This window comes from Streptomyces sp. NPDC088116 (assembly GCF_044741745.1).
In the GTDB taxonomy this organism is placed as follows: domain Bacteria; phylum Actinomycetota; class Actinomycetes; order Streptomycetales; family Streptomycetaceae; genus Streptomyces.
Map to the genome: position 1 here is coordinate 1,408,798 of NZ_JBIUTF010000001.1, position 25,749 is coordinate 1,434,546.

The window sequence follows — 25,749 nt, forward strand, 5'->3', positions numbered from 1 at the left end:
CGCGGGCCTATACCCCGGCGTACGAATGCTTGCCGGTGACGAAGATGTTCACGCCGTAGTAGTTGAACAGCCAGCAGCCGAAGGCGATCAGCGCCAGATACGCGGCCTTGCGGCCCTTCCACCCGGCGGTGGCGCGGGCGTGCAGGTAGGCGGCGTACGCGACCCAGGTGATGAAGGACCAGACTTCCTTCGGGTCCCAGCCCCAGTAGCGGCCCCACGCGTCGCCCGCCCAGATCGCGCCCGCGATGATCGTGAACGTCCAGAGCGGGAAGACCGCCGCGTTGACGCGGTACGCGAACTTGTCGAGCGTCGCCGAGGCGGGCAGCCGCTCCATGACGGAGGTGGCGAAGGTGCCGGGCCTGACGCCCTGGATCAGCTTCGTCTCGTACCGCTCACGGAAGAGGTAGAGCAGCGTGGAGACCGCGCCGACGTAGAAGACCGCGCCGCAGAAGATCGCGGTGGAGACATGGATCCAGAGCCAGTACGAGTGCAGCGCCGGGACCAGCTGGTCGCTGGCGGTGTACAGGACGGTGACCGCGAGCCCGAGGTCCAGCAGGACGGTGGTGACGAGCGGCAGCCCGATCCAGCGCACGTTCTTCTTCAGCGTGAGCAGCGCAAGGTAGAGACCGACCGCCACGGTGGTGAACGTGATGTTGAATTCGTACATGTTGCCCCACGGCGCCCGCTGGACGGACAGCGCGCGGGTGACCACACCGGCGGCCTCGACGGCCCAGGCCAGGACCGTGAGGGAGACGGCGATCCGGCCGTAGAGATCGCCCTGTTCGTCGCCGCCGTGCGCGCCGGGGCCGTCCGGGAGGTCGCGGGTGCCGGACGCGGAACGGGTGATGATCTTCGGCCGTTCCAGGACGGCCGTGCCGCCCTTCTGCTCGACCTTGATCTTCGCCTGGTCCGCGGCGGCCGTGGTCTGTGTGCCGTCGGCGGTCAGCGCGGCGGCGGTACGGGCGACCTTGCTGCGGCTTCCGAACAGCCACTCGGCGATATGCGCGAAGAAGGCCAGCATGTAGACGGCCATGGACGAATAGATCAGCACATTGCTGGTCTGTGCCAGGCTCTCGTTGGTGGCGGCGGCAGCGGTTGCGGCGGCGGCGAGATTCACTTCTCAGCCCCTTCGACAGTCTCTACTGCGGAATCATCCGCGGGATCAGGCGCCGTGGGCGCCTCTGAATGGAGGGTGCCGGCCAGCTCGGCCAGTTCCTCGGGGAGCTTGGCGGACTCGCTGCGGCCGAGTCCCGCCATCTCTACGACGGTGACGCCGTCGGCGCCCCGCACGGCCCGGACCCAGACCCGGCGCCGCTGGATGAAGAGCGAACCGGCCAGCCCCGCGATGGCGGCGATCGCGCCGCCCAGGGCCCAGCCGTCACCGGGCTGGTGCGTGATCTGGAAGCTCGCCCACTCCTTGACGCCCTTCTCGAAGGTGATCGAGCCGGCGCCGTCGGGCAGCGTGAGCTTGTCGCCGGGGAGCAGCGTCTTCTTCAGGACGTTGCCCTTGGAGTCCTTGAAGGCCTTCATCTTGTCGGTGTTCAGCTGGTACACGTTCTGCGGCAGACCCGAGTCGACCCCCAGACTGCCGTGGTACGCGCCCACGTTGAGCACCGGGAAGTCCAGCGCGGGGAACCGCGAGAACATCTGCCCCGAGCCCTTGCCGCCGTACGTCGGCACGAAGAACGCGGCGAAGCCGAGCTGGTCCTTCTTGCCGTTCTTGTCCCGGTAGCCGTCCATCACCTTGATGGCGCCGGTGGACGAGACGTTGTTGTCGATGGGCAGCAGCGGGACCGCGCCCGTGAAGACCTCCTTGCCCTTGCCGTCCCGGACGGTGACGACGGGGGCGTACCCGTGCGAGATCAGGTAGACCTTCGAACCGTCGACGTCCAGCGGCTTGTTGACCTCGATGTCCGCCTTGCGTTCCGTGCTCCCGGCCTCGGTGGTGTAGCGGACGTCCGCCTTGAATGTACGGGGGGTGCCGAGCTGCGGCCCGCTTCGCGCGTACGTACCGGTGAACTTGTCCAGGGTGAAGCTGAACGGCGCGAGGTCGTTCGTGTCGAAGAGCGATCCGGACTTGAAGTCGTCGTACTGGGTGAGGGTGTTGGAGAAGCCGTCGCCCTCGACGATCAGCTTGCCGCCCTCGGACTTGAACAGCACCCCGCTGGCGAAGGCCACCAGCAGCACGATCAGCGAGACGTGGAACATCAGGTTGCCGGCCTCGCGGAGGTAACCCTTCTCCGCCGCGACCGCGTCACCGGCGGTGTGGGCGCGGAAGCGGCGCTTCCTCAGAATCGCGAGCGCGGCCTCACGGGCGGCCTCGGGCGCGGCGGTGGTACGCCAGGTGGTGTACGCGGGAAGCCGGTTGAGCCGCTTGGGCGCGGCCGGCGGGCGGCCGCGCAGCTGGCCGACGAACTGCCAGGTGCGCGGGACGATGCAGCCGATGAGCGAGATGAACAGCAGGATGTAGATCGCGGAGAACCACACCGAGCTGTAGACGTGGAAGAGCTGGAGCTTGTCGTAGACCGGGGCGAGCGTCTCGTGCCGGTCCTTGAACTCCTGCACCTTGAGCTCGTCGACGTTGGCCTGCGGGATCAACGAGCCGGGGATGGAGCCGAGGGAGAGCAGGAAGAGCAGGATCAGCGCGACGCGCATGGAGGTGAGCTGCCGCCAGAACCAGCGCGCCCAGCCGACGATCGAGAGCGTGGGGCCGCCGATGACGGTGTCCTCGCGCTCCTCGCGGGGGGCGGTGGAGAGCTGGGATCCGGCGTCGCCGAGTTCGCGGGCCTCACGCGAGTCCGACGCCGCCTGGCTGTGGGCGTGGGCGTCCCGGGCCTCGGGGACCAGAGGTGTACGGGTGGCCTCGTCGGTACCGGTGGCCTCCTCCGTGCCACTGGCCTCGCCCGTACCGTCGATCCCGGTCGCGCGGTCGGTCCCGGTCGCGCGGTCGATCCCAGTTGTACCGTCGGTCCCGGTCGTACCGTCGGTCCCGGTCGTACCGTCGGTCCCGGTCGTACCGTCGGTCCCGGTCGTACCGTCGGTCCCGGTCGTACCGTCGATCTCAGTCGTACCGTCGGTCCCGGTCGTGCGGTTGCTGTCTGCCTTGCTCATGGAACTAAATCCCCACCGTGAAGCTGTTGGACCAGCCCTGCATCTGCTGCACGATGCCGTCCCACGCACCGGTCAGCAGCAGCAGCCCGGTCACGATCATCATCCCGCCGCCGATCCGCATCACCCACATGTAGTGGCGCTTGACCCAGCCGAAGGCGCCCAGCGCCTTGCGGAAGGCCACCGCCGCGATCACAAAGGGGATGCCGAGGCCGAGGCAGTACGCGACGGTCAGTATGGCCCCTCGGCCGGCGCTGGCCTGCTCGATCGCCAGTGCGTTCACGGCGGAGATCGTCGGGCCGAGGCAGGGCGTCCAGCCGATCCCGAAGAGCGCGCCGAGCACGGGGGCGCCCGCGAGGCCGGCCACCGGGCGCTTGTGGAAACGGAATTCGCGCTGGGTGAGCCAGGGCATCAGCCCCATGAAGAACACACCCATGAGGATCATCAGGACGCCGAGCACCGTGGTGAGGATCTCCCGGTGCTCCTGGAGCCTCGATCCGAAGAAGCCGAAGAGCGCCCCGCCCGAGACGAAGACCGCGGTGAATCCGAGGACGAAGAGTGTCGCGCCGCCGACCATCCGGCCCCGTCTGGCGTCCGCCAGATCGGCGCCGCTGACGCCGGTCACGTACGAGAGGTAGCCGGGCACGAGCGGCAGCACGCACGGGGAGAAGAAGGAGACGAGCCCGCCCAGCAGCGCGATGGGCAGCGCGAGCGCCAGCGCTCCGTTGTGGACGGTGTCGAACGTGCCTGAACTCACGACCATGCCGGAGGCCTCGGCGAGAACCAGCACAGGATCACTTCTCCGCGATCAGCGGGTCGATCATCTTGCGCAGCTTCGTCTCGTCGAGCGCCATCAGCGAGCGGGCCGCGATCTTCCCGTCCCGGTCGAGCACGATCGTGGACGGGATGGACTGCGGGTTGAGACTGCCCCGGGGAAACCCGTGGACGATGAGCTTGCCCGTGGGGTCGTAGAGGCTCGGGTAGCGGACGTCGTAGTCCTTCTCGAACGCGAGGGCCGGACCCTTGTTGGCGTCGCGGGTGTTGATCCCGACGAACGCCACGCCCTTGTCCTCGGTGTCCTTGGCGACCTTGGCGAAGTGCGGGGCCTCGGCGCGGCAGGGCGGGCACCACGAGCCCCAGACATTCAGCACGACGACCTTGCCCTTGAGGTCGGCCACATCGAGCTTCTCGCCTTCGAGGGTCTCGCCCGCGACCTCGTTCACCGCCTTGCGGTCGGCCTTCGCGACGGTGGAGATGCCTCCGGTGTTCGTCACGAAATTGGTGTCACCACCACCGCCGGACTTGCCGCCGCCGCTGCACGCCGAGAGTGTCAGCGCCGCGACGACGACCGAGACCGGCAGGATGGCCCGAAGTCGACGGCCGGAACGGCGTCGGGGGGCTCGGCCTGAGTTCATGTGAAAAGTTTCGCATGGGCGATTCGGGGATCTTGGGCACCCCCCTGGCTGCCCGTTAAGCCCCTTGTCAAGACGGATTAAGGAATGCGTTCCAACCGCCGGCCGGGGCCTGTCCGACGTCCAGCGTACGGAGCTTGGCGAGTACGGCCGGGTCCTGTACGTCGAGCCAGTCGGCGAACTGGCGGAACGACACGAGCCGTACGTCCTTCTTCCCCGCCATTCCCTTGAGCGCCTCTTCGACGGCGTCCATGTATATTCCGCCGTTCCACTCCTCGAAGTGGTTGCCTATGTAGAACGGCGCGCGATTCGTTTCGTACGCCCGGTTGAAACCGGCGAGATAGGCCTCGGTGGCCTGCTTGCGCCAGCCCGGATAACGCGAGGGCATTCCCTTGGTCGAATTATTCGACTGATTGGCGAGGATGTTGTAGTCCATGGAGAGGACTTCGAAACTGTGCCCGGGGAACGGGACCGCCTGGAGCGGGAAGTTCCAGATGTCCTGCGACTTGTCCGGCCACTGCTGGAGGCCGCCCGGAGAACTGGCGTCGTAACGCCAGCCGAGCTTCTTCGCCGTCGGCAGCAGATTCTCCTGGCCGAGCAGACAGGGGGCCCGGCCGCCGACGAGTTCCTTGCGGTAGTCGAAGGGCAGCGGATCGAGGTCCTTCCAGCCGGTGTTCGTACGCCACTCGGTGACGAAGGACACGGCCTGGTCGATCTCGCTGCGCCACTGTTCCGGAGTCCAGTTCCCCACCGAACCGGAGCCGGCACAGAAGTGGCCGTTGAAGTGCGTGCCTATCTCATGGCCGTCGAGCCATGCCCGGCGGACGTTCTCCAGCGTGTCCTTGATGTGCTCGTCGGTGAGATAGCCGATGTCGGAGGCGCCGACGGGGTTGTTCGGCGGGCGGTACATCGTCCTCTTCGACTCGGGCAGCAGATAGATCCCGGAGAGGAAGAAGGTCATCGCCGCGCCGTGGTCCTCGGCGAGGTCGAGGAAGCGGGGGAAAAGGCCGTTGCCGACCTCGCCCGCCCCGTCCCAGGAGAAGATCACGAACTGCGGCGGGGTCTCCCCCGGTTCGAGGGGGACGGGCTTGGAGGGCTGGTGCGGCTGCTTTCCGGTGTCGGAGGTGGAGCCGTCCCCGATGAGCCGGCCCCGCTTGCCGGAAGCGCCGGTCCCGCTTCCGCCGTCACCGGTGCCCTTGCCCGCGTCCGGCTGTCCCGCCCCACTGCCACCGATGGAACCGCACGCCGCGAGTCCCATCGTGGCGGCGGCCCCAATTCCGGCTCCGAGCAGACCCCTTCTGCTGATGTCGCGCATACCGTTCCCATCCCCGCTCGTACGTTCAGATGCCACTCACACAAGTCTTACAAGCGGCAGCAGTGGAGAGGGTGTGCGGGGCGGCGGGGTTCCAGGAATTCCCATATTTTGCCCGTGTAACAAGAGCTGTGACGGAAGGAGTTACGGAACTCGTCGAATGCGGGACGGCAGCGGCTCGGCGGGACGGTGGCGGCGGGGTGGACGGTAGTGGCGCGGATGCGTGCTGTGACGAATACCGGCGGCAATACCGGAACGGCGGACCGGCACCGGTCACCCATTACGCATCGCGTGTTACGCGTACGTGTTACGCGTACGTGTCACGTGTTCCGCTTACGTGTTACCTGTTACGCGTAAGCGTTCAGCCCACGCGTAACAGGTACGCGTCCAGCGCACGCGTAACCCCTCGTGTTCTATTCGTCACGCCTGAACTTCACGTGCCCCTTCAAGCGCCGAATGCCTTGGCTCCGCCCTTCACCGGCTTGGCCCCGGCGAGGAGATGGGCGGGGACAAGATCGCGGGCGGGTTCGGAGTAGCCGACGGAGACAATCCTGTCGCCCTGATAGGTGAAACTCGTCAGGGACGCGAGCGTGCACTGGCGACGGCGCGGGTCGTGCCAGAGCCGGCGCCGTTCGACGAAACTCCGCACGATCCAGATCGGCAACTGGTGGCTGACACAGACCGCTTCGTGCCCACGGGCCGCGTCGCGCGCCGAGGTCAGGGCGCCCATCATCCGTACGACCTGATCGACGTACGGCTCGCCCCACGACGGCCGGAACGGGTTGGTCAGGTGTTTCCAGTTGGCGGGCTGCCGCATCGCGCCGTCGCCGACACCGAAGGTCTTGCCCTCGAAGACGTTGGCGGCCTCGATCAGCCGGACGTCGGTGCCGAGGCTCAGGCCGTGGGACGTCGCGATGGGGGCCGCGGTCTCCTGGGCGCGCTCCAGCGGGGAGGAGACGACATGGGTGATGTCACGGCTCGCGAGGTGCTCGGCTACCCGGTCGGCCATCTGCCGCCCCAGCTCGGAGAGGTGGTAGCCGGGGCGACGCCCGTAGAGGACGCCGTCGGGGTTGTGGACCTCGCCGTGACGTACGAGATGGACGACGGTGATGTCACCCCGCCCGTCCTGCTCCTGCTCCTGCTCCTGCTCCTGCTCCCGGAACTCCTCGGGCCGCTCCTGCTCCCGCTCCTCGCTCATGCGGCGCTCCCCGGCTCGGTGGCCTCGGCGGCGGCACGGGCGGCGGCGGGCAGCGCGGCGGCGATCCGCTCCACCGCGCGCTCGTCGTGGGCAGTGGAGACGAACCACGACTCGAAGGAGGACGGCGGCAGATAGACGCCGTCGGCGAGCATCGAGTGGAAGAACGGGGTGAAGCGGAAGGACTGCTGCTTCTTGGCGTCCTCGTAGTCGCGGACCTCGTCGGCCGTGAAGAAGACGGAGAACATGTTGCTCGCCGTCTGCACGCGATGGGCGATGCCCTCCTTGCTGAGCGCCTCCGTCACCAGCGCCTGGATCTGCTTCGAGACGGCGTCGATCTTCTCGTACTCCGCGTCGCCGAGCAGCCGCAGCTGCGCGAGGCCCGCGGCGGTGGCGACCGGGTTCCCGGAGAGCGTGCCCGCCTGGTAGACGGGCCCCGCCGGAGCGAGCCGCCCCATGATGTCGGCCCGGCCGCCGAACGCGGCGGCCGGGAAGCCACCGCCCATGACCTTGCCGAAGGTCATCAGGTCGGGCACGACGCCGTCGATGCCGAACCACCCGGCCTTCGACGTACGGAATCCGGTCATCACCTCGTCGGAGACGTACAGCGCGCCGTCGGCGGCGCAGATCTCCTTGAGCCCGGCGTTGAAGCCGTCACGCGGCGGTACGACGCCCATGTTGCCGGGCGACGCCTCGGTGATCACGCAGGCGATCTCGCCGGGGTGCGCGGCGAAGGCCTGGCGTACGGCGTCGAGGTCGTTGTACGGCAGGACGATCGTGTCGCCGGCCTGCGCGCCGGTCACGCCCGGGGTGTCCGGCAGCCCGAAGGTCGCGACACCGGAACCCGCCGCGGCGAGCAGCGCGTCGACATGCCCGTGGTAGCAGCCGGCGAACTTCACGACCTTGGCGCGCCCGGTGAATCCGCGGGCGAGCCGGATCGCCGACATGGTCGCCTCGGTACCGGACGACACGAGCCGTACCTGCTCGACGGGCGCGATCCGCGCCACGATCTCCTCGGCGAGCGCGACCTCGCCCTCACCCGGCGTACCGAAGGACGTACCGCGAGCGACCGCGGCCTGGACGGCTTCGATGACCTCGGGGTGCGAATGACCGAGGATCATCGGCCCCCAGGAACATACGAGGTCGACATATTCGCGACCGTCCACATCGATGAGGTATGGACCGTTACCGGACACCATGAACCGGGGCGTACCGCCCACCGCGTGGAAGGCACGCACGGGAGAGTTCACGCCGCCGGGGGTCACAAGGGCCGCACGGTCGAAAAGCGTCTGCGAAACTGGTGCGTCATAGGGGAAGCTCACGGAATCCATGGTGTCAGAGGCTCGGACGTTCTTGCGGACAGGTGTTTCACCGGCCGTTCGTGGGGGAGGTCACTGTCACGATGATCGGGTTGCGCGGCCACGGCTGCGAGTGGTCGGGTGGAGATATGCATCGCGGTGGCGGACTGGGCGAGGGGACGGACGACCTGGGTCCCGAACGTGCCCAGCGGGGCAGGCACCGACGACATGAGCGCCGCGAACGCGATGCCCGCGAGGGCGGTGAGGCCCGTGAGCAACCTCCGGGAAAAGACGCACATCCGGAGAGCAGGAGTGGTGGCCCGATGGGGGTGACCTACAAGTACTTCGGCGCGCCTGACGGAGCGACAGCAGCCCGCGTCCCCATCTCGATGCGGCCGGAGGAGCTGGGCGGCGACGAGCTCGGCATGGGTGGCATGTTCTCCAAGATCAAGCCCGAGACGATAGCGGCGATGGTCCTGACGGGCATTCAGGGCATGCCCCTGAACAAGGTCCCGCCGCTCGAACTGGTCGTGCTGCACCCGGATTACGCGGTGGTCAAGCTCCCCATGACGGTCGTGGACCCGCTGCGCGGCGTCGGCGAGGAGTCGGTGGGCGCGGCGGCCTTCATCTGGTCGACGGTCCCGGACCGGGGCGGCCCGAGGGACGCGTTCAACGTGTACCAACTGCTCCACGAGTGGCAGGACTTCTCGGTACGCCTGCACGAGGCGGGGCATCAGCCGTACTGCTTGGTGTGGCCCTGACGCGGTCATGGTCCGCCTGGCGGCTGATCGAGTTCGAGCGCTGACGTCTCGTCAATGGTCCGGCCCACAGGGCGTCGTTGCCCCCGAACCGGTGCCGTCCGCGTGACGTGCGGCCTACGATGGGTGACGGGGCGGCGGAGACCGTCGTCCGCCCCGTCGATCGGGAGTCGCGCCATGCCGTCACCGCTGGATCCCGAGGACAATCGCCGGAGCGATCCCCAGGACGATCACCAGCCGGACTATCCGCCCCGGACTCCGCCTCCGCCGAGGCGGCCCGTGCAGCCGCCGCGCCCCACGGCGGGCGTCGCCACGACGCAGCGGCGGCGGGTGACGATGGCGAACCGGCGGGGTTCGAACTGGCCGCTGGAATCACAGCCTTGGGCGGCGGCTCGGGCCCGCGACCACGTGGTGGGCAAGCTGCGTGAGTGGGGCTACACCGACGCGGACGCCACGGCCGGCGATGTCGTCGCGCTCCTGGTCGAGACCGCGGTCGGCGACGGCGGCAGGCGGATCAGCCTGCACCTCGCCGACCAGGACCGGCGGGCGTTGATAGTGGTCCTCAGCCACCGGCCGGGGCTCGCCGTCACGGAGGAGGCCGTACTGCCTCGTATCGCCGCGCTCGGGGCGACGAGCTGCGGAGCCGACACGGCGGAGGACGGCCGCCGGCTGTGGGCCGTACTGGACCTGTAGTTCGTACGCGTACGAAACGCTCCCTGATCCAAAGGAGAGGCCCTAGTCCTGGAAAGAGCCGTCCGCGCGGCGCATGTGACGGCGCATGACGTGCTTGCACTCGGGGCAGTTGCGCATGAAGAGCGGCTTGATCAGCCACGTGAAGCTGATCGCGTAGCCCAGCTTCAGGCCAAACCTGCCGATCACGCTCTTGGTACAGGTCCTACAGTCGCGGCAGCCGCCCGCCATCAGATTCTCCCCACAGTAGATCTTCCTGCCAGGTCAGACGTCGTGCTGGCGCGCCCAGTTGCCGGACACGGCGGGTGGTGACAACCCCGTTACGTCAGAGGGCCGGCTTCCAGCTGTCGATAGAGCCCGTGTCGAACGAGCAGACGTCGCGCTGCGCCCTACCGCCGTTTTCGACATCCTGGCTCTCCACCAGACCCTGGTCATGGCTCAAGTGCCAGTAAAGCGCCCCGAAAACCGCAGGTCGCGAAGGGGGTTCTCCCGCGCACGCGGAGGTGGCCCGCTGCTCGCTCTCCGCAACGACGTCGGGCTCCTGTTCTCCCCGCGCACGCGGGGGTGGCCCCTTGTACTGAAATGCCCGCGAGACGGGAAAACGGGTACTCCACATGGAGGCGTGGCCTCAGGTTCTGGTCCCGGTGGTGGACCCCGTCAGTCCGGCGACGAAGCGTCCAGCGAGTAGTAGCGATGAGCACCTTCAGGCGATGAGCGAGCCCCAGACGTGAGGAGCGCGAGCCAGGGCTCGGGGTGGCGTCAGTCGGCGGCCACGGGGGCCGGGGTGCCGACGCGGGCCTTGGTCGGCATCACTTCGCGTGCCTGGTGTGCCAGTTGCGGGTCGGCCAGCGTCAAGCTTCCGACGTGCAGTCGGTCGTGCCCGTACATGGTCTTGCTCAACTCCACGGAACCGTCCAGGTCCAGGGACCACGCCGCGTCATGAAGTTCCAGCGTGCCGGGCTTCGGGATGCTGCGCCCGCTCCAGCCCACGCAGATCAGCCAGCAGGCTTCGGCGAACCCGGTGCCGCCCGTCGAGCCGTACAACCGGGTCGGTTGGTGCCGCGCGGCGACATCCATGAGAGCCGTCTCGGGAACTCCGGGCACGGGTACGTGGCCGATGACGGCCGTATCTCCGAAACCGCCGGTCGTCGTGTAGGCGATCACCATGTAGCGGTCCGGCCACATGTGCAGCAGCGGCAGCACGGTCACCCTGCCGACGCCCATCATGTTTTTTGCCACGTACCTCTCCCCTTCATGGGCGAGCTGTCCTGCGCGCGTTTCCGGAACAGGACAGCCCTCGTTCGTGCTCAGGCGGTACAACCGCCGTTGTCACCGCAGCCGGAGGACGGGTTGGAACCACCGCCGTCGCTGTCCTCGATGTCGGTGTTGTCGTCCCCTCCCTGGACAACCGTCCAGTGCTGTGCGTGGATGCTGGTCACATGCCATCCCTTCTTCGCGACGGGTGGTGCGTGGACCCGCTTCGGCCGCTGTCCTGCCAGGGAATGGGCGGCCGGGGCGGGGGCTTTGGGGCCGGTGGGGCGTCGTCATTCGGGCCTGGCCCTGTGTGCGGCCAGGACTCACCTGCGGTCCGCCGCTTCGTCCGGGTGGCCGTGGGGCGTGTCGGTTCCGAACGCCGGCGCTCCGGCACCCTGGACTCCGCGTGCGGCGGCCATCACGTACTCCCAGATCGCGTCGTGCAGGATCTGTACGCAGCCGCCGCACGCGGTGAACGGAGCCGAGATCCCGCCGGTCGTCCGGACCGGCCCGAGCCAGATCACCCGCGTCCACTCCTGCCCGCACCAGAGCCAGCACCGGCCGTCAAACCAGTCGTTGCCGTCGTTCGTACGAGCGGGCTCAGGGCGGCTTTCGACGCGTACGGCGATTCCGGACTCGGTCGAACCGTGCGCCTCGGCGGTCATTTCCCCCACCGCTGACACAAGTTGACGAGCGCAAGCCGCGCACTCAATTCCTCCCGGGCCGACAATCGCACGACATTCATCGACGGCGTTTCCCAGGGGGCTCCGCCTTTCAGCGGGCGGAGGACGGTGTATTCGGCAGTACGAACCAGGACCACGCCCATACGATTCATCGCGATGTCCTTTGCCAGGCCGCCGGGTTCAGGGGGCGGAGCCGACGGGACGCGGGGCGGAACCGGATCCTGACTCGGCTCCGGGGGTTCCTCGGCGGTCACTTATCCGAGCCCTTCTTGACCACTGCCGCGAGCTTCCGTACGACATCGGGCCGGGCGCCGCCGAGTTCGACAAGAACCACTCCGCAGACAGGGCCTGCCGGGTCGGCGCGCAGCGAAGGCAGAACAACCCCTGCGGCGACCAGCGCGTCCTTCAGCGTCCGTACCGCGTCGTCCGCCTCCTTCCGCGCGTCCACCTTCCGCGACGCCGCCCTCGCCGTCCTCTTGTCCGACTCATTCATCTCGCACTCCGTTATTGAGTACTGACTTTTCGTGTCCATCGTTGCCTCGGCGGCGCTAATCTCGGAAGGAGTGAGCCGTTACAACGGCCGTGCAAAATGAGGGAGTTAGCCCGTGGCCAAAGGTGAGATGCCCGCAGCGCTCGGTCGTCTGAAGATCGGTTGGGAGTTCTTCGGCTCCGAGCTGAAGCGCCGCCGCGAGGCCGTTGGTTTCACTCAGCAGCAATTGGGCGACCGGGTGTACTGCTCCGGTTCGTACATCGGCCAGTTCGAGGTGGCCATTCGCAAACCGCAGGGCGACTTGGCCGAGCGCATCGACGCGGCACTCGAAACCGATGGCTACCTCGCGCGCATGTGCGAGAAGCTGATCGAGAGTTCTCCGTACGCCAATTACTTCGCCGAGGCTGCCTATCTCGAAGGCCTGGCCCTGACCATCCGCCAGTACGCGTCCATGTTCGTCCCCGGGCTGCTCCAGACAGCCGCCTACGCCCGCGCGGTGTTCGTCGCCGCGCAGCCGGTCGCGCCGGAGGAGAAGATCGACGAACTCGTCGCCGCGCGGCTGGCGCGCGGCCACCTCCTTGATCACCCAACAGAACCGCTGTTGTGGGTCGTGCTGGACGAGAGCGTCCTACGGCGCGAGGTCGGCGGACCGACCGTCATGCGCGAACAGCTCACGCACATCGCGCAGTTGGTACGCAGGCGTCGGATTCTGGTTCAGGTCTTTCCTTTCGAGGCGGGAGCGCCGTCGGTAGGAGGCTTGCTCAAGCTGATGACCTTCAGGGACGCCCCGCCCGTGGCCTACGAAGAGGGATCCGCCACCGGCAATCTGCTGGATGATCCGGCGCTAGTGGCGCAGTGTGAGCTGGACTACGATCTGATCAGGGCCTCCGCCCTTTCGCCGGAGCGATCCCTGGCCCTGATCGAGTCTGCGGCAGAGGAATTCGAGCATGAGCAATGACTACGACCTGAGCGCAGCCGCATGGCGAAAGAGCAGCTACAGCAACGGCCAGAGCGGCGACTGCGTCGAGGTCGCCGACGACTTCCCCGGCGTCATACCCGTACGGGACAGCAAGGCCCCCGAAGCTCCCGCACTGATCTTCCGCAGCCGTTCATGGGCGACGTTCATCAGGAACATGCAGGTCAAGTACCAGTAAAGCGCCCCGAAAACCGCAGGTCACGAAGAGTTCTCCCCGCGCAGGCGGGGGTGCTCCGTCCTTCGCCGCCTCGCTGCTGTGTACTCCGACGTTCTCCCCGCGCAGGCGGGGGTGCTCCGACACCTGCTGCGGATTGACGTAGGCGCGGCCAGTTCTCCCCGCGCAGGCGGGGATGGTCCGTGCTTGAAGGTGAGTGGGCAAACGTATCCGTACCCGACGAACTCGACCCGCTCCAGGGCGAGTCCGCGACCCGCACCCGCGAAGCAGAAAGCCCCCGCCCGGATCAGTCCAGATCGGTCCCGATCAGCCCGGGGCGGGGGCGATTATGTCCGTCACTGCACGCCTCCCGCTATTCCGTCGCCTTCGGGTGGCCTATGTACACGCACCGCAGCCACACCGTGCGTGCGTCCACGTCGAACAAGTACCAGAGCCTGCCGCCCCCGGTGACCTCGATCTGCCACTGCGGGAACGGCCGGCCGTTGCGGACAGCTGTGGCCAGTGCGCCCTTCAGCTGATGGTGGCGCTTCGTCGGCGGGACCGGTGCGGGGTTCGTCCGCATCGCCTGCCATGCGACCAGGGTGTTGCCGGCCGCGTGCTTGCACAGTTGCTCCCAGCCCTCCGCCGCGTCGCGGCAGGAGAACCGGACATCGAATTCCCCCGGGCCCGGCGGTGGAGGTACCGGGTCGTTTCTGCCGTAGCTCACTCGCCGACCGCCAGGGGTAAGGGGGCCGGGCCGTGGTCGTCGCCGAGGTCTTCGCCGGTCAGCTGGGCGGCCAGTGCCGGGTCTGCGTAGATCTCCGCGGTGTGCTTCCACTCGGTGATGACCTGGGCGATCGGGGCGACCAGGCCCAGGTCCGTACTGGCCTTGGCGGTGTCGACCAGCTCGACCAGGAACTCCTGCACGGACTTCTGCGGGAGGAACCTGACCCACGGGAACGCCGACGGGAAGACCCGGGTGAGCAGGTCCCTGGCGTGGGGGTCTTCTTTCATGAGGGCGACGAACATGCGGGTGGTGGAGTCGACCACCTGGACCACCTCCTCGGCGCGGGCCGCGGTGGTGAGGTAGAGGTCTTCTTCGCCGCGGCGGTGGAGTCGGATTCCCTTGCGGGCGTTGCCCTGCATGCGGTGGACGGTGGCTGTCGGTCTGTTGATCAGTTCGGAGAAGTTCGCTTCTGCCGGAAGGGTGGTCATGACTTTCAAGGTAGTCCGGAAGTAATGGTTCGACTACACAGAGGAGCGGCCATTCACCCGAACGGTTCGCGCGATTACGTACGGTAGGAATCTGGGCGTGGTTCATATCAAGCCGTACGGTTTGCACCCCTCGGCCGACCCGGCTCGCACACCTGTGCACCGCCCCACCAGGCCGGACGCCGTCCCGCCGCGAAGCCCGCACTACCCCCGCGCGCCTGCGCCCCACCGCCAACCGGCCAACCGCCCGGCCCCGTCCCACCGGTCGCCGGATCAGCCGGCGCCCCGCGCCCCCGGACCTCCGACTGGCCCACAGCGGCCGCCCCTCCAGCGGCCAGCCCGCCTACTGAATTCGGCCTACGGCAACCCGTCCGGGCAGGACAGAGAGCGGGAGTGGGGGCGGGAACCCGGCACGGACGCGCGGGAACCCGCCCCCCGACGACGACCTCAGTCCTCGCCCTCCAACTCGCCCTCGGTCTCCAGGAACACCTTCCGCAACGCCTCCAGCACCGCCGGGTCCGGCTTCTCCCACATGCCCCGGGATTCCGCCTCCAGCAGTCGTTCCGCGATGCCGTGCAGCGCCCAGGGGTTGGCCTCCTGGAGGAACTCGCGGTTCTCCGGGTCCAGGACGTACGTCTCCGTCAGTTTGTCGTACATCCAGTCGGCGACCACGCCTGTCGTCGCGTCGTACCCGAAGAGGTAGTCGACCGTCGCGGCCAGTTCGAACGCGCCCTTGTAGCCGTGGCGGCGCATCGCCTCGATCCAGCGCGGGTTGACCACGCGGGCGCGGAAGACGCGGGACGTCTCCTCCACCAGCGTGCGCGTACGGACCGTCTCGGGGCGGGTCGAGTCGCCGATGTACGCCTCCGGGGCCGTGCCCTTGAGCGCGCGCACCGTGGCGACCATGCCGCCGTGGTACTGGAAGTAGTCGTCGGAGTCCGCGATGTCGTGCTCGCGGGTGTCGGTGTTCTTGGCGGCCACCGCGATGCGCTTGTACGCGGTCTCCATCTCGTCGCGGGCCGGGCGCCCGTCGAGTTCGCGGCCGTACGCGTAACCGCCCCACACCGTGTAGACCTCGGCGAGGTCCGCGTCCGTGCGCCAGTCGCGGCTGTCGATGAGCTGGAGGATGCCCGCGCCGTACGTACCGGGCCGGGAGCCGAAGATACGGGTCGTGGCGCGGCGTTCGTCGCCGTGTTCGGCCAGGTCGGCCTGGGCGTGCGCGCGGACGTAATTCGCGTCGGCGGGCTCGTCCAGCGAGGCGGCGAGCCGTACGGCGTCGTCCAGCAGGCCGATGGTGTGCGGGAAGGCGTCCCGGAAGAAGCCGCTGATGCGCAGGGTCACGTCGATGCGGGGGCGGTCAAGTTCCGCCAGGGGTACGGCTTCCAGGCCGGTGACCCGGCGCGACGCGTCGTCCCAGACCGGCCGGATGCCCAGCAGCGCCAGCGCCTCCGCGATGTCGTCGCCCGACGTGCGCATGGCGCTCGTACCCCACAGGGAGAGCCCCACCGAGGTCGGCCAGTCGCCGTTGTCCGTGCGGTAGCGCTCCAGGAGCGAGTCGGCGAGGGCCTGGCCGGTCTCCCAGGCGAGGCGGCTCGGGACGGCCTTGGGGTCGACGGAGTAGAAGTTGCGGCCGGTCGGCAGGACGTTGACCAGGCCGCGCAACGGGGACCCGGACGGGCCGGCCGGGACGAACCCGCCGTTCAGGCCGAGCACCGCGTGGTCGATCTCGTCGGTCGTGGCGGCCAGCCTCGGTACGACCTCGCGCGCCGCGAAGTCCAGGATGTCCAGCACCGGTTGGGGATGTCCGGCCGCGACCCGGGCGACCGCCACCGGGTCCCACTCCGCGTCCTCCATCGCCTGGACGAGGGCGCGCGCCCGCTCCTCCGCCTCGTCGGCGGTCGTACGGGTCGCCGCCGACTCGTCGAGCCCCAGCGCCTCGCGCAGACCGGGCAGCGATGCCGTACCGCCCCAGATCTGCCGGGCGCGCAGGATCGCCAGGACCAGGTTGACCCGCGCCTCACCGGTCGGCGCGCCGCCCAGGACGTGCAGCCCGTCACGGATCTGCGCGTCCTTGACCTCGCACAGCCAGCCGTCGACGTGCAGCAGGAAGTCGTCGAACCCGTCGTCGTCCGGCCGGGCTTCGAGGCCCAGGTCGTGGTCGAGCTTCGCCGCCTGGATCAGCGTCCAGATCTGGGCGCGGATCGCGGGCAGTTTGGCCGGGTCCATGGAGGAGATCGCCGCGTACTCGTCCAGCAGCTGTTCGAGGCGCGCGATGTCGCCGTACGACTCGGCGCGCGCCATCGGCGGTACGAGGTGGTCCACGAGCGTGGCGTGTACGCGCCGCTTGGCCTGCGTGCCCTCGCCGGGGTCGTTGACGAGGAACGGGTAGATCAGCGGCAGATCGCCGAGCGCCGCGTCGGGCGCGCAGGCGGCGGACAGGCCGGCGTTCTTGCCGGGCAGCCATTCCAGGTTGCCGTGCTTGCCGAGGTGGATCATGGCGTCGGCGCCGAAGCCGCCGTCCTCGCGGGTGGCCTGGATCCAGCGGTACGCGGCCAAGTAGTGGTGCGAGGGCGGCAGATCGGGGTCGTGGTAGATCGCGATCGGGTTCTCGCCGAAGCCGCGCGGCGGCTGGATGAGGATGAGCAGATTGCCGCGCCGCAGGGCGGCGAGCACGATGTCGCCGTCCGGGTCCCCGCCCGAGGCGACCCGGCTGCGGTCGAGGAACATCTCGCCGGGCGGCGGGCCCCAGTGCTCCTCCACCGAGGCGCGCAGCTCGGCGGGCAGCTGTCCGTACCACCGCCGGTAGTCGGCGGCCGGGATGCGGACCGGGTTGCGCGCCAGCTGCTCCTCGGTCAGCCACTCCTGGTCATGGCCGCCGGCCTCGATCAGCGCGTAGATCAGCTCGTCGCCGTCGCCGGACTCCAGCCCGGGGACCTCGTCGGTACCGAAGTCGTAGCCCTCTTCGCGCAGCCGGCGCAGCAGGGCCACCGCGCTGGCGGGGGTGTCCAGGCCGACCGCGTTGCCGATGCGGGAGTGCTTGGTGGGGTACGCGGAGAGCACCAGGGCGAGGCGCTTGTCCGGGTTCGGGATGTGGCGCAGACGCGCGTGCCGTACGGCGATCCCGGCGACGCGCGCGGCCCGCTCGGGGTCGGCGACGTACGCGGGCAGACCGTCCTCGTCGATCTCCTTGAAGGAGAACGGGACGGTGATGAGACGGCCGTCGAACTCCGGCACCGCCACCTGCCCGGCGGCGTCCAGCGGAGAGAGGCCCTCGTCGCTCTCCTCCCAGGCGCTGCGCGATCCGGTCAGGCACAGGGCCTGGAGAATCGGTACGCCCAGGGCGGCCAGCGCGCCCGCGTCCCACGACTCGTCGTCGCCGCCGGCCGAGGCAGCGGCGGGCTTGGTGCCACCGGCCGCGAGGACGGTGGTCACGAGCGCGTCGGCCGCGCCGAGCGCGTCGAGCAGCTCGGGCTCGGGGGCGCGCAGGGACGCCACGTACAGCGGGAGGGCCCGGCCGCCGGCCGCCTCGATCGCGGAGCACAGGTCGCCGACGAAGGCGGTGTTGCCGCTCATGTGATGGGCGCGGTAGTAGAGCACCGCGATCAGCGGCCCGCCGGGAACCTCGGGCCTGGGCTCGCGGGTCAGCGGGCCCCAGGTCGGCGCGGCGGCGGGCGGCTCGAAGCCGTGGCCGGTCAGCAGGACCGTGTCGGAGAGGAAGCGCGCGAGCTGGTCCAGGTTCGCCGGTCCGCCGTGGGCGAGGTAGGCGTGCGCCTCGGCGGCGATGCCGATGGGGACGGTCGAGGCCTCCATCAGCTGGGCGTCGGGGGCCTGTTCGCCGGTGAGGACGACGACGGGCGTGCCATGGGCGAGGAGTGCGTCGATCCCCTCCTGCCAGGCGCGCAGCCCGCCGAGGAGACGTACGACGACGAGGTCGGCGCCCTCCAGCAGTGCGGGCAGCTCGTCGAGCGCGAGCCGGGCGGGGTTGGCGAACCGGTACGGGACCGGGCCGCCCGCCACGTTGGCAGCGCGGGCGCTGAGCAGATCGGTGTCGGACGTCGACAGGAGCAGGAGCATGCGGCGTCTCGCCTTCCTCGGGGTCCGCGCCCCGGGCGGTGGTAGGACGGCGGGAGTTTCTGGCTGACCCGGGCTGTCGCCGGGCTCACAGTGGCGGGACCGCGCCGGCTTCTCACCGGGCTTCCTCCCCTGACGCCGTCGCTGGCGGTGACGGGCCGCGCGGCCCGCCGTCTGCATAGTAGGCGCTGCTGGTCACGGGCGGGGAGGGCGCCTGGGAGTACGTTCCCGGGGGCGGTGGAACGGCCCGAGGGGACGCGGGCGTACGTGGGTATGCTCGCGGCCATGCCGCCCACTTCGCCAACACCCGTGAACCGGGACGAAGCTCCCGCGCGCGCAGCAGCCCGAGCCGCTGTACGGGCTCCTGTACGGGAGCGGGGCGACGCCTGTCCGGGAGCGCTGCGGCTGCACGCCGCCGACGACGGCCGGCTGGCGCGACTGCGGCTGCCCGCCGGCATTCTGACGGACCATCAGGCCGAGGTGCTGGCGTCCGCCGCGGAGCGGCTGGGCGACGGGCATCTGGACATCACGTCCCGGGGCAACGTCCAGCTGCGCGGGCTGGCGGACGCGTGCGGCGGTGTACTCGCGGAGTTGCTGTACGGCGCCGGGCTACTGCCCTCGCAGGAGCACGAGCGGGTACGGAACATCGTCGCGTCACCGCTGGCCGGACTGGACAGAATCGGCGGACTCGCGTCCGTCGACGCCCAGTTGTGGGCGCGCGAACTGGACAAACTGCTCTGCGCGAGTGAGGCCGCGAAGGCGCTCTCGGGCCGATTCCTGTTCGCCCTGGACGACGGCCGTGGCGATGTCGCGGCCCTGGGCGCGGATGTGACGTTGCTCGCACGGCGGGACGCGCGGGACGCGCAGCCGGTCGAGCGGCCGGGCGGGGCGGCCCTGTTGCGTATCGGGGTGAATCGGTCAGGGCTGCGGCTGGATTCGTCAGATGCGCCGAGGGCCGCGCTGCTGGCGGCGGAGACGTTCCTCACGGTGGCGGAGGCGAGCGGCTCGGGCGCCTGGCGGGTACGGGAACTGCCCGCCGGGCAGGACCATGACCCCGGTCCGGAAGATCTTGAGGCGGCGGTGGCCGCGAGGCTGGCGGAGGCCGGGATCGCGGCGGAGTACGTGGCCGAGGCGACTACCCCCCAGGGCGCGCCCCCGGCTCCCGGACTGGTCCGTTCCCCCGACGGGACGGTGGCGCTGTCCGTGTACGCGACGCTGGGACGGTTGAGCGCGGCGCAGTGGCGACTCCTGTCGACGGCGGCAGCCGAAACGGAACGAGGGGAGCTACGGGTGACCCCGTGGCGAGGCGTGATCGTCCCCGGCCTGGACCCGGCCGCCGCCGATGACCTCCTGGACCGTCTCCGTGCGGCCGGGCTGATCACCTCCCCCGACTCCCCCTGGCACGGCGTCGGCGCCTGCACCGGCCGGCCGGGGTGCGCGAAGGCGCTCTCGGACGTACGGTCCGACGCGGCCGGGGCCGTGGCCATGACAGACACTCCCGGTGGACTGCCGGTCCACTGGTCGGGCTGTGCCCGCCGCTGCGGTCATCCCCAGGGCGGCTCGGTGGATGTGGTCGCGACGGGCGAAGGCAGCTACGAGATCTCCGTGCGGGGAACTCTCGTGACGACAGCGACGGTGACAGCGACGGTGACAGCCACAAGGACCGATACGCGGACCGCGACAACCGACGGACCAGAACTCGCCGACGCGGTCGCGACGGCACGGACCACCCCCTTGACGAGATGAGCGAGACGACAGTGTCCACAGTGCCGACCGGGCCCACGGGGTCCACCGGGCCCACCGGGCCCACCGGGCCCACCGGGCCCACCGGGCCCACCGGGCCCACCGGGCCCACCGGGCCCACCGGGTTCGACTACGAGAAGGACGGCGCGGCGATATACCGCCAGTCCTTCGCCACGATCCGCGCCGAGGCGGACCTCGCCGGGCTGCCCGCCGACGTCTCCCAGGTCGCGGTGCGGATGATCCACGCCTGCGGCATGGTCGACCTCGTACGCGACCTGTCCTTCTCCCCCGACGTGGTGGCCCACGCGCGCGCCGCCCTGCGCGCGGGCGCGCCCATCCTGTGCGATGTCGCGATGGTCGCCAGCGGAGTCACCCGTAAACGGCTGCCCGCGGACAACGACGTGGTCTGCACCCTGTCCGACCCCTCGGTGCCCGCCCTCGCCGCCGAGTTGGGGACGACGCGCAGCGCCGCCGCCCTGGAACTGTGGCGGGACCGGCTGGACGGCGCGGTGGTGGCCGTCGGCAACGCGCCGACCGCCCTCTTCCGGCTGCTGGAGATGATCGAGGACGGCGCCGCGCGCCCGGCGGCCGTCATCGGCGTGCCGGTCGGCTTCATCGGCGCGGCGGAGTCCAAGGACGCGCTCGCCGGACACCCGGCCGCTCTGGAACACCTGGTCGTACGGGGTCGGCGCGGCGGCAGCGCCCTCGCTGCGGCGGCCATCAACGCGATCGCGAGCGAGGAAGAATGAGCACGCAGTCCCCCCTCACGACCGGCACGGACAGTGGCGATGGCAGCAGCCGCACCGGTCAGCTGTACGGAGTCGGCCTCGGCCCCGGCGACCCGTCCCTGATGACCGTACGGGCCGTGCAGGTCATCGCGCGGGCCGACGTGATCGCGTACCACAGCGCCCGGCACGGCCGGTCCATAGCCAGGTCCATCGCGGCCGAGCATCTGCGCCCCGACCACATAGAGGAGCCGCTGGTCTATCCGGTCACCACCGAGACGACCGATCACCCCGGCGGCTACCAGGGCGCGATGGACGAGTTCTACACGGAGTCGGCCGCCCGGCTCGCCGTCCATCTGGACGCCGGGCGCACGGTCGCCGTGATCGCCGAGGGCGACCCTCTCTTCTACGGCTCGTACATGCACATGCACAAGCGGCTGGCCGACCGTTACCCGACCGAGGTCATCCCCGGCGTCACCTCCGTGAGCGCCGCAGCCGCCCGGCTCGGCACCCCGCTCGTGGAGGGCGAGGAGGTGCTGACGATCCTCCCCGGCACGCTGCCCGAGGAGGAGCTGACGGCCCGCCTGGCCTCGACGGACTCGGCCGTGGTGATGAAGCTGGGCCGTACGTTCCCGGCGGTGCGGCGGGCGGTCGAGCGTTCCGGACGGCTCGCGGACGCGCGGTATGTCGAACGCGCCACGATGAGCGGCGAGCGCACCGGCACGCTGGCCGGCACCGACCCGGACTCCGTGCCGTACTTCTCGGTGGCGGTGCTCCCGAGCCGGGTGGACGCGACGCCCGTGCCGTCGGCGACGGGCGAGGTCGTGGTCGTGGGCACCGGCCCGGCCGGGCCGCTGTGGCTCACCCCCGAGACGCGTGGCGCGCTGGCAGCCGCCGAGGATCTCGTCGGCTACACCACCTATCTGGACCGTGTTCCGGTCCGCCCCGGCCAGTTGCGGCACGGCTCCGACAACAAGGTGGAGTCGGAACGCGCGGAGTTCGCCCTCGACCTGGCCCGGCGCGGCAGGCGCGTGGCCGTCGTCTCGGGCGGCGACCCGGGGGTCTTCGCGATGGCCACGGCCGTACTGGAGGTGGCGTCCGCCGCCCCGTACAGGGACGTTCCCGTACGGGTGCTCCCGGGCGTGACCGCCGCCAACGCGGCCGCTGCCGCCGCCGGTGCCCCGCTCGGCCACGACTACGCCGTGCTCTCCCTCTCCGACCGCCTCAAGCCGTGGGAGGTCATCGCCGAGCGGCTGCACGCGGCAGCGGCGGCGGACCTGGTGCTGGCGCTCTACAACCCGGGCTCGCGCAGCCGCAACTGGCAGGTCGGCAAGGCCCGCGAACTGCTCCTGGAACACCGCGCCCCGGACACCCCGGTGGTACTCGGCCGTGATGTGGGCGGGCCGGAGCAGAGCGTACGGATCGTGCGTCTCGCCGATCTCGATCCGGCGCAGGTCGACATGCGGACGATCCTGCTGATCGGGTCCTCGCAGACGGTGACGGTACGGCGAGGCGAGGACGGTGACGGCGAGGAGATCGTCTGGACGCCGCGCCGCTACCCGGAGACGTCAGAGGCACGGGAGGTTCCGGGGACGCCGGAGACGCCCGAGGTACCGGAGACGCCCGAGGTACCGGAGAGCCTCGGCTCCCCGCAGACCTGAGCCAGCCAGGCCACCGCCTCCTCCGGAGTGGCCACCACGGGCACGCCCTCCGGCACGGCCGGCCGCCGTACGACCACGACCGGGATCCCGGCCTCGCGTGCGGCGGTGAGCTTGGGCGCGGTGGCCGCGCCGCCGCTGTCCTTGGTCACGACGACCTCGATGCGGTGGCGGCTCAGCAGGTCCCGCTCCCCGTCGAGGGTGAAGGGCCCCCGGTCGAGCAGGGTCTCCATCCGGGCGGGGTACGGCGGCTGTGGCGCGTCCACGGACCGTACGAGGAACCAGTGGCCGTCGAGGTGCGCGAAGGCGGCCAGGCCCATCCGCCCGGTGGTGAGGAAGACTCTCCCGGCGCCCAGCCGGGACAGCGCCTCGGCGGCCTCCTCCAACGACCCGACCGCATGCCAGTCGTCGCCCGGCCCCGAGGCGGAGGCCGGGACCGGGACCCAGGAGGGACGGCGCAGGACCAGCAGGGGAACATGAGCGGTGGCGGCGGCACGAGCCGCGTTCCGACTGATCGTTGCGGCGAAGGGATGAGTGGCGTCGATGAGCGCGTCCACGCGGTGCTCGCGCAGCCAGCGCTCCAGCCCCTCGGCACCGCCGAACCCGCCGATCCGTACCTCCCCGGGAGGCGGCACCGGCCGGGAGACGCGTCCGGCGAGGGACGTGGTGACGCGGAGCGGGCGGCGGCCGTGCGGACGCGGGCTCTCGTTCCCGCTCGCGGCGAGCGGTTCGACAAGCGGTTCGGCGAGAGCCTCGGCGAGCCGGCGCGACTCCGTCGTACCGCCGAGGATCAGCACGTGCCGGGGTGTGTCCTCCGCCGGGCCTTCCGTCGGCTCGTCCTTCGCGCCGCGCTTCGCGCCGACCGCCGGCGCGTACCTCGGGTCGTACCTGGGGTCGTACCTGGGGTCGTCCATCAGGTCATCCTTCGGTTCATCCGTCGGGTCATCCGTCGGTTCATCCTTCGGGGCTCTCCATGGCTGAGGCGGACACGGGCGGGCGCGCCGCCCCCTCGGCGGGCGGACGCAGCGCTCAACTCAAGCACACGGGTCTGCGGTCCGGCTGGACAACGGGTGCCTGCGCGACGGCCGCGACGAAGGCCGCGTACACGGCGCTGCTGACGGGCGACTTCCCCGACCCGGTGACGATCGGGCTCCCCAAGGGCCAGACCCCGGCGTTCGCGCTGGCCACGGAGGACCTGGAACCGTCCCGGGCCAGCGCCACCGCGGGCGTGGTCAAGGACGCGGGCGACGACCCGGACGTCACCCACGGCGCGCTGGTCCGCGCGACGGTACGGCTGCTGCCGCCGGGCTCCGGCGTCGTCTTCCGGGCGGGCGACGGTGTGGGTACGGTGACGCGCCCCGGCCTCCCCCTGGGTGTCGGCGAACCGGCGATCAACCCGGTCCCGCGTGAGCTGATGCGTACGCATGTGGCGGAGGTGGCCGCCCGCCACGGCGGCACGGGCGACGTGGAGATAACGGTCGCCGTGGACCACGGCGAGGAGATCGCCCGCTCCACCTGGAACCCCAGGCTGGGCATCCTCGGCGGTCTCTCCGTCCTCGGTACGACGGGCATCGTCGTCCCGTACTCCTGCTCGGCCTGGATCGACTCGATCCGCCGGGGTGTGGACGTGGCCCGCGCGGCGGGCCGTACGCATGTGGCGGGCTGCACGGGTTCGACCTCGGAGAAGACCGTCCAGGCCGTCCACGCCCTCCCCGAGGACGCCCTGCTGGACATGGGCGACTTCGCGGGCGCGGTCCTCAAATACATCCGCCGCCACCCGGTCGACCGCCTGACCATCTGCGGCGGCTTCGCCAAGCTGTCCAAACTGGCGGCGGGCCACCTGGACCTCCACTCGGCCCGTTCCCAGGTGGACAAGGGTTTCCTGGCGGAACTGGCGGCCGGCGCGGGCGCGGACGAGGCCCTGACGGCGCGGGTGGCTGAGGCCAACACGGGCCTGGCGGCACTCCAGTTGTGCCGGTCCGAGGGCGTACGGCTGGGAGACGCGGTGGCGACGAGAGCGCGGGACGAGGCGCTGGCGGTCCTGCGCGGGGCGCCGGTGGAGGTGGACGTGATCTGCATCGACAGGGCGGGCACGGTGGTGGGCCGCAGCGAGCCGGGGCGTACGGGGGTGTAGCCCCCGTACGCCCCCGTACGCCCCAGTCGGAGTCCTCGCGCGCCTCAGGAACCCGCTTCCCGCACCGATCAGCCCGCCCGCCAGAACAGGACAGGACCGACTGACCGACCGACCCTATTCATCGTCCTCCTCCGGCAGGACCTCGAAGTCGGTGAGGAAGCACGCGACATCACCGCCGGCGGTGCGGCCGATCCAGGTGGAGTACGAACCGTCTCCCCAGCCGGTGCTGAACGCGACCAGGGCGTGGTCGTCGTCGCCCACCGACATGGTGATCGGGTCGGTGGCGGGTATCCGGGGGTCCCTGTCGAACCTGGCGGACAGCACCTCCTCGGCGAAGTCCTCGTCCTCACCGAGGGCTTCGACGGTCCGGGCGTCGACAAAGCATCCGGTGCCGGAGTCGACGGGGTAGCCGAAGAGCTCGTCGTCTTCGAGATCGTCCAGGTCGTCGCCGGGCGTGACGGCCAGCTCCCAGGTGGCGACGGGCTCGTCCCGTATCTCCAGCCGGGCCCCGGCCACGCGGGTGTTCCCCTGGTCCTCGCCGTCCGGACCGATCATGTCCACCATGATCAGGACGACCGGATAGGTGCCCGGCCTGACCTGCTCGGTGAACGCCAGCTCGGCGGGATCGTCCTCGCCGAAGTAGGCCGGCTCCATCGCGACGACGCGGCCGGAGGGCAGCGACAGCGGGACGCCGGGCAGGACCCTCACCAGCAGGCTGACTTCGGCATCCGGGAAGTCGTGGCTGGTGCCCGGCGCGAAGAGCTGTACGAAGTCGGGGGCGGGGACGGGCATGAGATCTCCTGCGGTGTGCGTACCGCCCGATGCGGCCGATCACCGTAAACGTAGCGCCGGCCACTGACATCGCCCCCGGCCACC

General features: G+C 70.2%; 25 protein-coding genes and 1 riboswitch. Of the genes, 8 read left to right on the forward strand and 17 right to left on the reverse strand.

Annotated features, from left to right (window positions below; genetic code table 11):
* Positions 1–7 precede the first annotated feature (7 nt).
* From ccsB to hemL, 7 genes are all read right to left on the reverse strand, one after another.
* Positions 8–1,117 carry a c-type cytochrome biogenesis protein CcsB gene (ccsB, locus tag ACIOJD_RS06270; protein WP_401908657.1) on the reverse strand — a complete coding sequence of 370 codons (1,110 nt, stop codon included), beginning with the start codon at positions 1,115–1,117 and terminating at the stop codon, positions 8–10.
* Positions 1,114–3,111 (reverse strand): cytochrome c biogenesis protein ResB, encoded by a 1,998-nt coding sequence (locus ACIOJD_RS06275; RefSeq protein ID WP_401908658.1) that lies wholly within the window; start codon positions 3,109–3,111, stop codon positions 1,114–1,116. Before ACIOJD_RS06275 ends, ccsB begins: the two co-directional genes overlap by 4 nt.
* 4 nt (positions 3,112–3,115) lie before the next feature.
* On the reverse strand, positions 3,116–3,871 hold the full coding sequence (locus tag ACIOJD_RS06280; protein WP_401909062.1) for a cytochrome c biogenesis CcdA family protein: 756 nt from the start codon (positions 3,869–3,871) through the stop codon (positions 3,116–3,118).
* A 31-nt stretch (positions 3,872–3,902) separates the two neighbouring features.
* Positions 3,903–4,523 (reverse strand): TlpA family protein disulfide reductase, encoded by a 621-nt coding sequence (locus ACIOJD_RS06285; protein ID WP_401908660.1) that lies wholly within the window; start codon positions 4,521–4,523, stop codon positions 3,903–3,905.
* Between the two features lie 67 nt (positions 4,524–4,590).
* Positions 4,591–5,835, reverse strand: coding sequence for a hypothetical protein (locus ACIOJD_RS06290; protein ID WP_401909065.1), 1,245 nt, complete (start codon positions 5,833–5,835; stop codon positions 4,591–4,593).
* Between the two features lie 442 nt (positions 5,836–6,277).
* Positions 6,278–7,030 carry a histidine phosphatase family protein gene (locus ACIOJD_RS06295; RefSeq protein ID WP_401908662.1) on the reverse strand — a complete coding sequence of 251 codons (753 nt, stop codon included), beginning with the start codon at positions 7,028–7,030 and terminating at the stop codon, positions 6,278–6,280.
* On the reverse strand, positions 7,027–8,358 hold the full coding sequence (gene hemL, locus ACIOJD_RS06300) for a glutamate-1-semialdehyde 2,1-aminomutase (RefSeq protein ID WP_401908663.1): 1,332 nt from the start codon (positions 8,356–8,358) through the stop codon (positions 7,027–7,029). Before hemL ends, ACIOJD_RS06295 begins: the two co-directional genes overlap by 4 nt.
* 116 nt (positions 8,359–8,474) lie before the next feature.
* On the opposite strand from hemL, the gene ACIOJD_RS06305 reads away from it, so the two are divergent.
* Both ACIOJD_RS06305 and ACIOJD_RS06310 read left to right on the forward strand, forming a co-directional pair.
* A complete protein-coding gene (locus tag ACIOJD_RS06305; RefSeq protein ID WP_401908665.1) occupies positions 8,475–9,086 on the forward strand; it encodes a hypothetical protein in 612 nt (203 codons plus the stop codon).
* 174 nt (positions 9,087–9,260) lie between these two features.
* The gene (locus ACIOJD_RS06310) at positions 9,261–9,776 is read left to right on the forward strand and encodes a hypothetical protein (protein WP_401908667.1); all 516 of its coding nucleotides are present in this window, start codon (positions 9,261–9,263) and stop codon (positions 9,774–9,776) included.
* A 42-nt stretch (positions 9,777–9,818) separates the two neighbouring features.
* On the opposite strand, the gene ACIOJD_RS06315 is transcribed toward ACIOJD_RS06310, so the two are convergent.
* The 5 genes from ACIOJD_RS06315 to ACIOJD_RS06335 form a co-directional block, all read right to left on the reverse strand.
* Positions 9,819–9,962, reverse strand: a complete 144-nt coding sequence (locus ACIOJD_RS06315) for a hypothetical protein (protein WP_401908669.1) — start codon at positions 9,960–9,962, stop codon at positions 9,819–9,821.
* Between the two features lie 570 nt (positions 9,963–10,532).
* Positions 10,533–11,012: a hypothetical protein gene (locus ACIOJD_RS06320; protein WP_401908670.1), complete on the reverse strand. Its 480-nt coding sequence runs from the start codon at positions 11,010–11,012 to the stop codon at positions 10,533–10,535.
* Between the two features lie 68 nt (positions 11,013–11,080).
* The gene (locus ACIOJD_RS06325) at positions 11,081–11,212 is read right to left on the reverse strand and encodes a hypothetical protein (RefSeq protein WP_401908672.1); all 132 of its coding nucleotides are present in this window, start codon (positions 11,210–11,212) and stop codon (positions 11,081–11,083) included.
* 138 nt (positions 11,213–11,350) lie between these two features.
* Positions 11,351–11,692 carry a hypothetical protein gene (locus ACIOJD_RS06330; RefSeq protein WP_401908673.1) on the reverse strand — a complete coding sequence of 114 codons (342 nt, stop codon included), beginning with the start codon at positions 11,690–11,692 and terminating at the stop codon, positions 11,351–11,353.
* 268 nt (positions 11,693–11,960) lie between these two features.
* Positions 11,961–12,203, reverse strand: a complete 243-nt coding sequence (locus ACIOJD_RS06335) for a hypothetical protein (RefSeq protein WP_401908675.1) — start codon at positions 12,201–12,203, stop codon at positions 11,961–11,963.
* Positions 12,204–12,330: 127 nt separating this feature from the next.
* On the opposite strand from ACIOJD_RS06335, the gene ACIOJD_RS06340 reads away from it, so the two are divergent.
* On the forward strand, positions 12,331–13,158 hold the full coding sequence (locus tag ACIOJD_RS06340; RefSeq protein WP_401890269.1) for a helix-turn-helix domain-containing protein: 828 nt from the start codon (positions 12,331–12,333) through the stop codon (positions 13,156–13,158).
* A complete protein-coding gene (locus ACIOJD_RS06345) occupies positions 13,148–13,354 on the forward strand; it encodes a DUF397 domain-containing protein (RefSeq protein ID WP_401908677.1) in 207 nt (68 codons plus the stop codon). The genes ACIOJD_RS06340 and ACIOJD_RS06345 overlap by 11 nt, the downstream gene beginning before the upstream one ends.
* A 349-nt stretch (positions 13,355–13,703) precedes the next feature.
* Here ACIOJD_RS06345 and ACIOJD_RS06350 read toward each other — a convergent pair whose 3' ends face one another.
* From ACIOJD_RS06350 to cobN, 3 genes are all read right to left on the reverse strand, one after another.
* Positions 13,704–14,057, reverse strand: coding sequence for a hypothetical protein (locus tag ACIOJD_RS06350; RefSeq protein ID WP_401908678.1), 354 nt, complete (start codon positions 14,055–14,057; stop codon positions 13,704–13,706).
* Positions 14,054–14,545 carry a hypothetical protein gene (locus ACIOJD_RS06355; RefSeq protein WP_401908680.1) on the reverse strand — a complete coding sequence of 164 codons (492 nt, stop codon included), beginning with the start codon at positions 14,543–14,545 and terminating at the stop codon, positions 14,054–14,056. Before ACIOJD_RS06355 ends, ACIOJD_RS06350 begins: the two co-directional genes overlap by 4 nt.
* Before the next feature lie 444 nt (positions 14,546–14,989).
* The gene (cobN, locus tag ACIOJD_RS06360; RefSeq protein WP_401908682.1) at positions 14,990–18,616 is read right to left on the reverse strand and encodes a cobaltochelatase subunit CobN; all 3,627 of its coding nucleotides are present in this window, start codon (positions 18,614–18,616) and stop codon (positions 14,990–14,992) included.
* Between the two features lie 53 nt (positions 18,617–18,669).
* A riboswitch (cobalamin riboswitch) is annotated at positions 18,670–18,743 on the reverse strand.
* A 143-nt stretch (positions 18,744–18,886) separates the two neighbouring features.
* Here cobN and cobG point away from each other — a divergent pair.
* The 3 genes from cobG to ACIOJD_RS06375 are packed head-to-tail and all read left to right on the forward strand — an operon-like array spanning position 18,887 to position 22,742.
* A complete protein-coding gene (gene cobG, locus ACIOJD_RS06365) occupies positions 18,887–20,359 on the forward strand; it encodes a precorrin-3B synthase (RefSeq protein ID WP_401909069.1) in 1,473 nt (490 codons plus the stop codon).
* Positions 20,356–21,105 (forward strand): precorrin-8X methylmutase, encoded by a 750-nt coding sequence (locus ACIOJD_RS06370; RefSeq protein WP_401908683.1) that lies wholly within the window; start codon positions 20,356–20,358, stop codon positions 21,103–21,105. Before cobG ends, ACIOJD_RS06370 begins: the two co-directional genes overlap by 4 nt.
* Positions 21,102–22,742, forward strand: coding sequence for a precorrin-2 C(20)-methyltransferase (locus ACIOJD_RS06375; protein ID WP_401908685.1), 1,641 nt, complete (start codon positions 21,102–21,104; stop codon positions 22,740–22,742). The genes ACIOJD_RS06370 and ACIOJD_RS06375 overlap by 4 nt, the downstream gene beginning before the upstream one ends.
* Here the strand turns inward: ACIOJD_RS06375 and ACIOJD_RS06380 are convergent.
* The gene (locus ACIOJD_RS06380; RefSeq protein WP_401908686.1) at positions 22,637–23,653 is read right to left on the reverse strand and encodes a cobalt-precorrin-6A reductase; all 1,017 of its coding nucleotides are present in this window, start codon (positions 23,651–23,653) and stop codon (positions 22,637–22,639) included. The two genes, ACIOJD_RS06375 and ACIOJD_RS06380, sit on opposite strands and share 106 nt — an antisense overlap.
* Before the next feature lie 59 nt (positions 23,654–23,712).
* Between ACIOJD_RS06380 and ACIOJD_RS06385 the strand changes: the two genes are divergently transcribed.
* Positions 23,713–24,873, forward strand: a complete 1,161-nt coding sequence (locus ACIOJD_RS06385) for a cobalt-precorrin-5B (C(1))-methyltransferase (RefSeq protein ID WP_401908687.1) — start codon at positions 23,713–23,715, stop codon at positions 24,871–24,873.
* 114 nt (positions 24,874–24,987) lie between these two features.
* Here ACIOJD_RS06385 and ACIOJD_RS06390 read toward each other — a convergent pair whose 3' ends face one another.
* Entirely contained in the window at positions 24,988–25,665 is a 678-nt protein-coding gene (locus ACIOJD_RS06390) for a DUF4241 domain-containing protein (RefSeq protein WP_401908689.1), read from the reverse strand.
* Positions 25,666–25,749 lie beyond the last annotated feature (84 nt).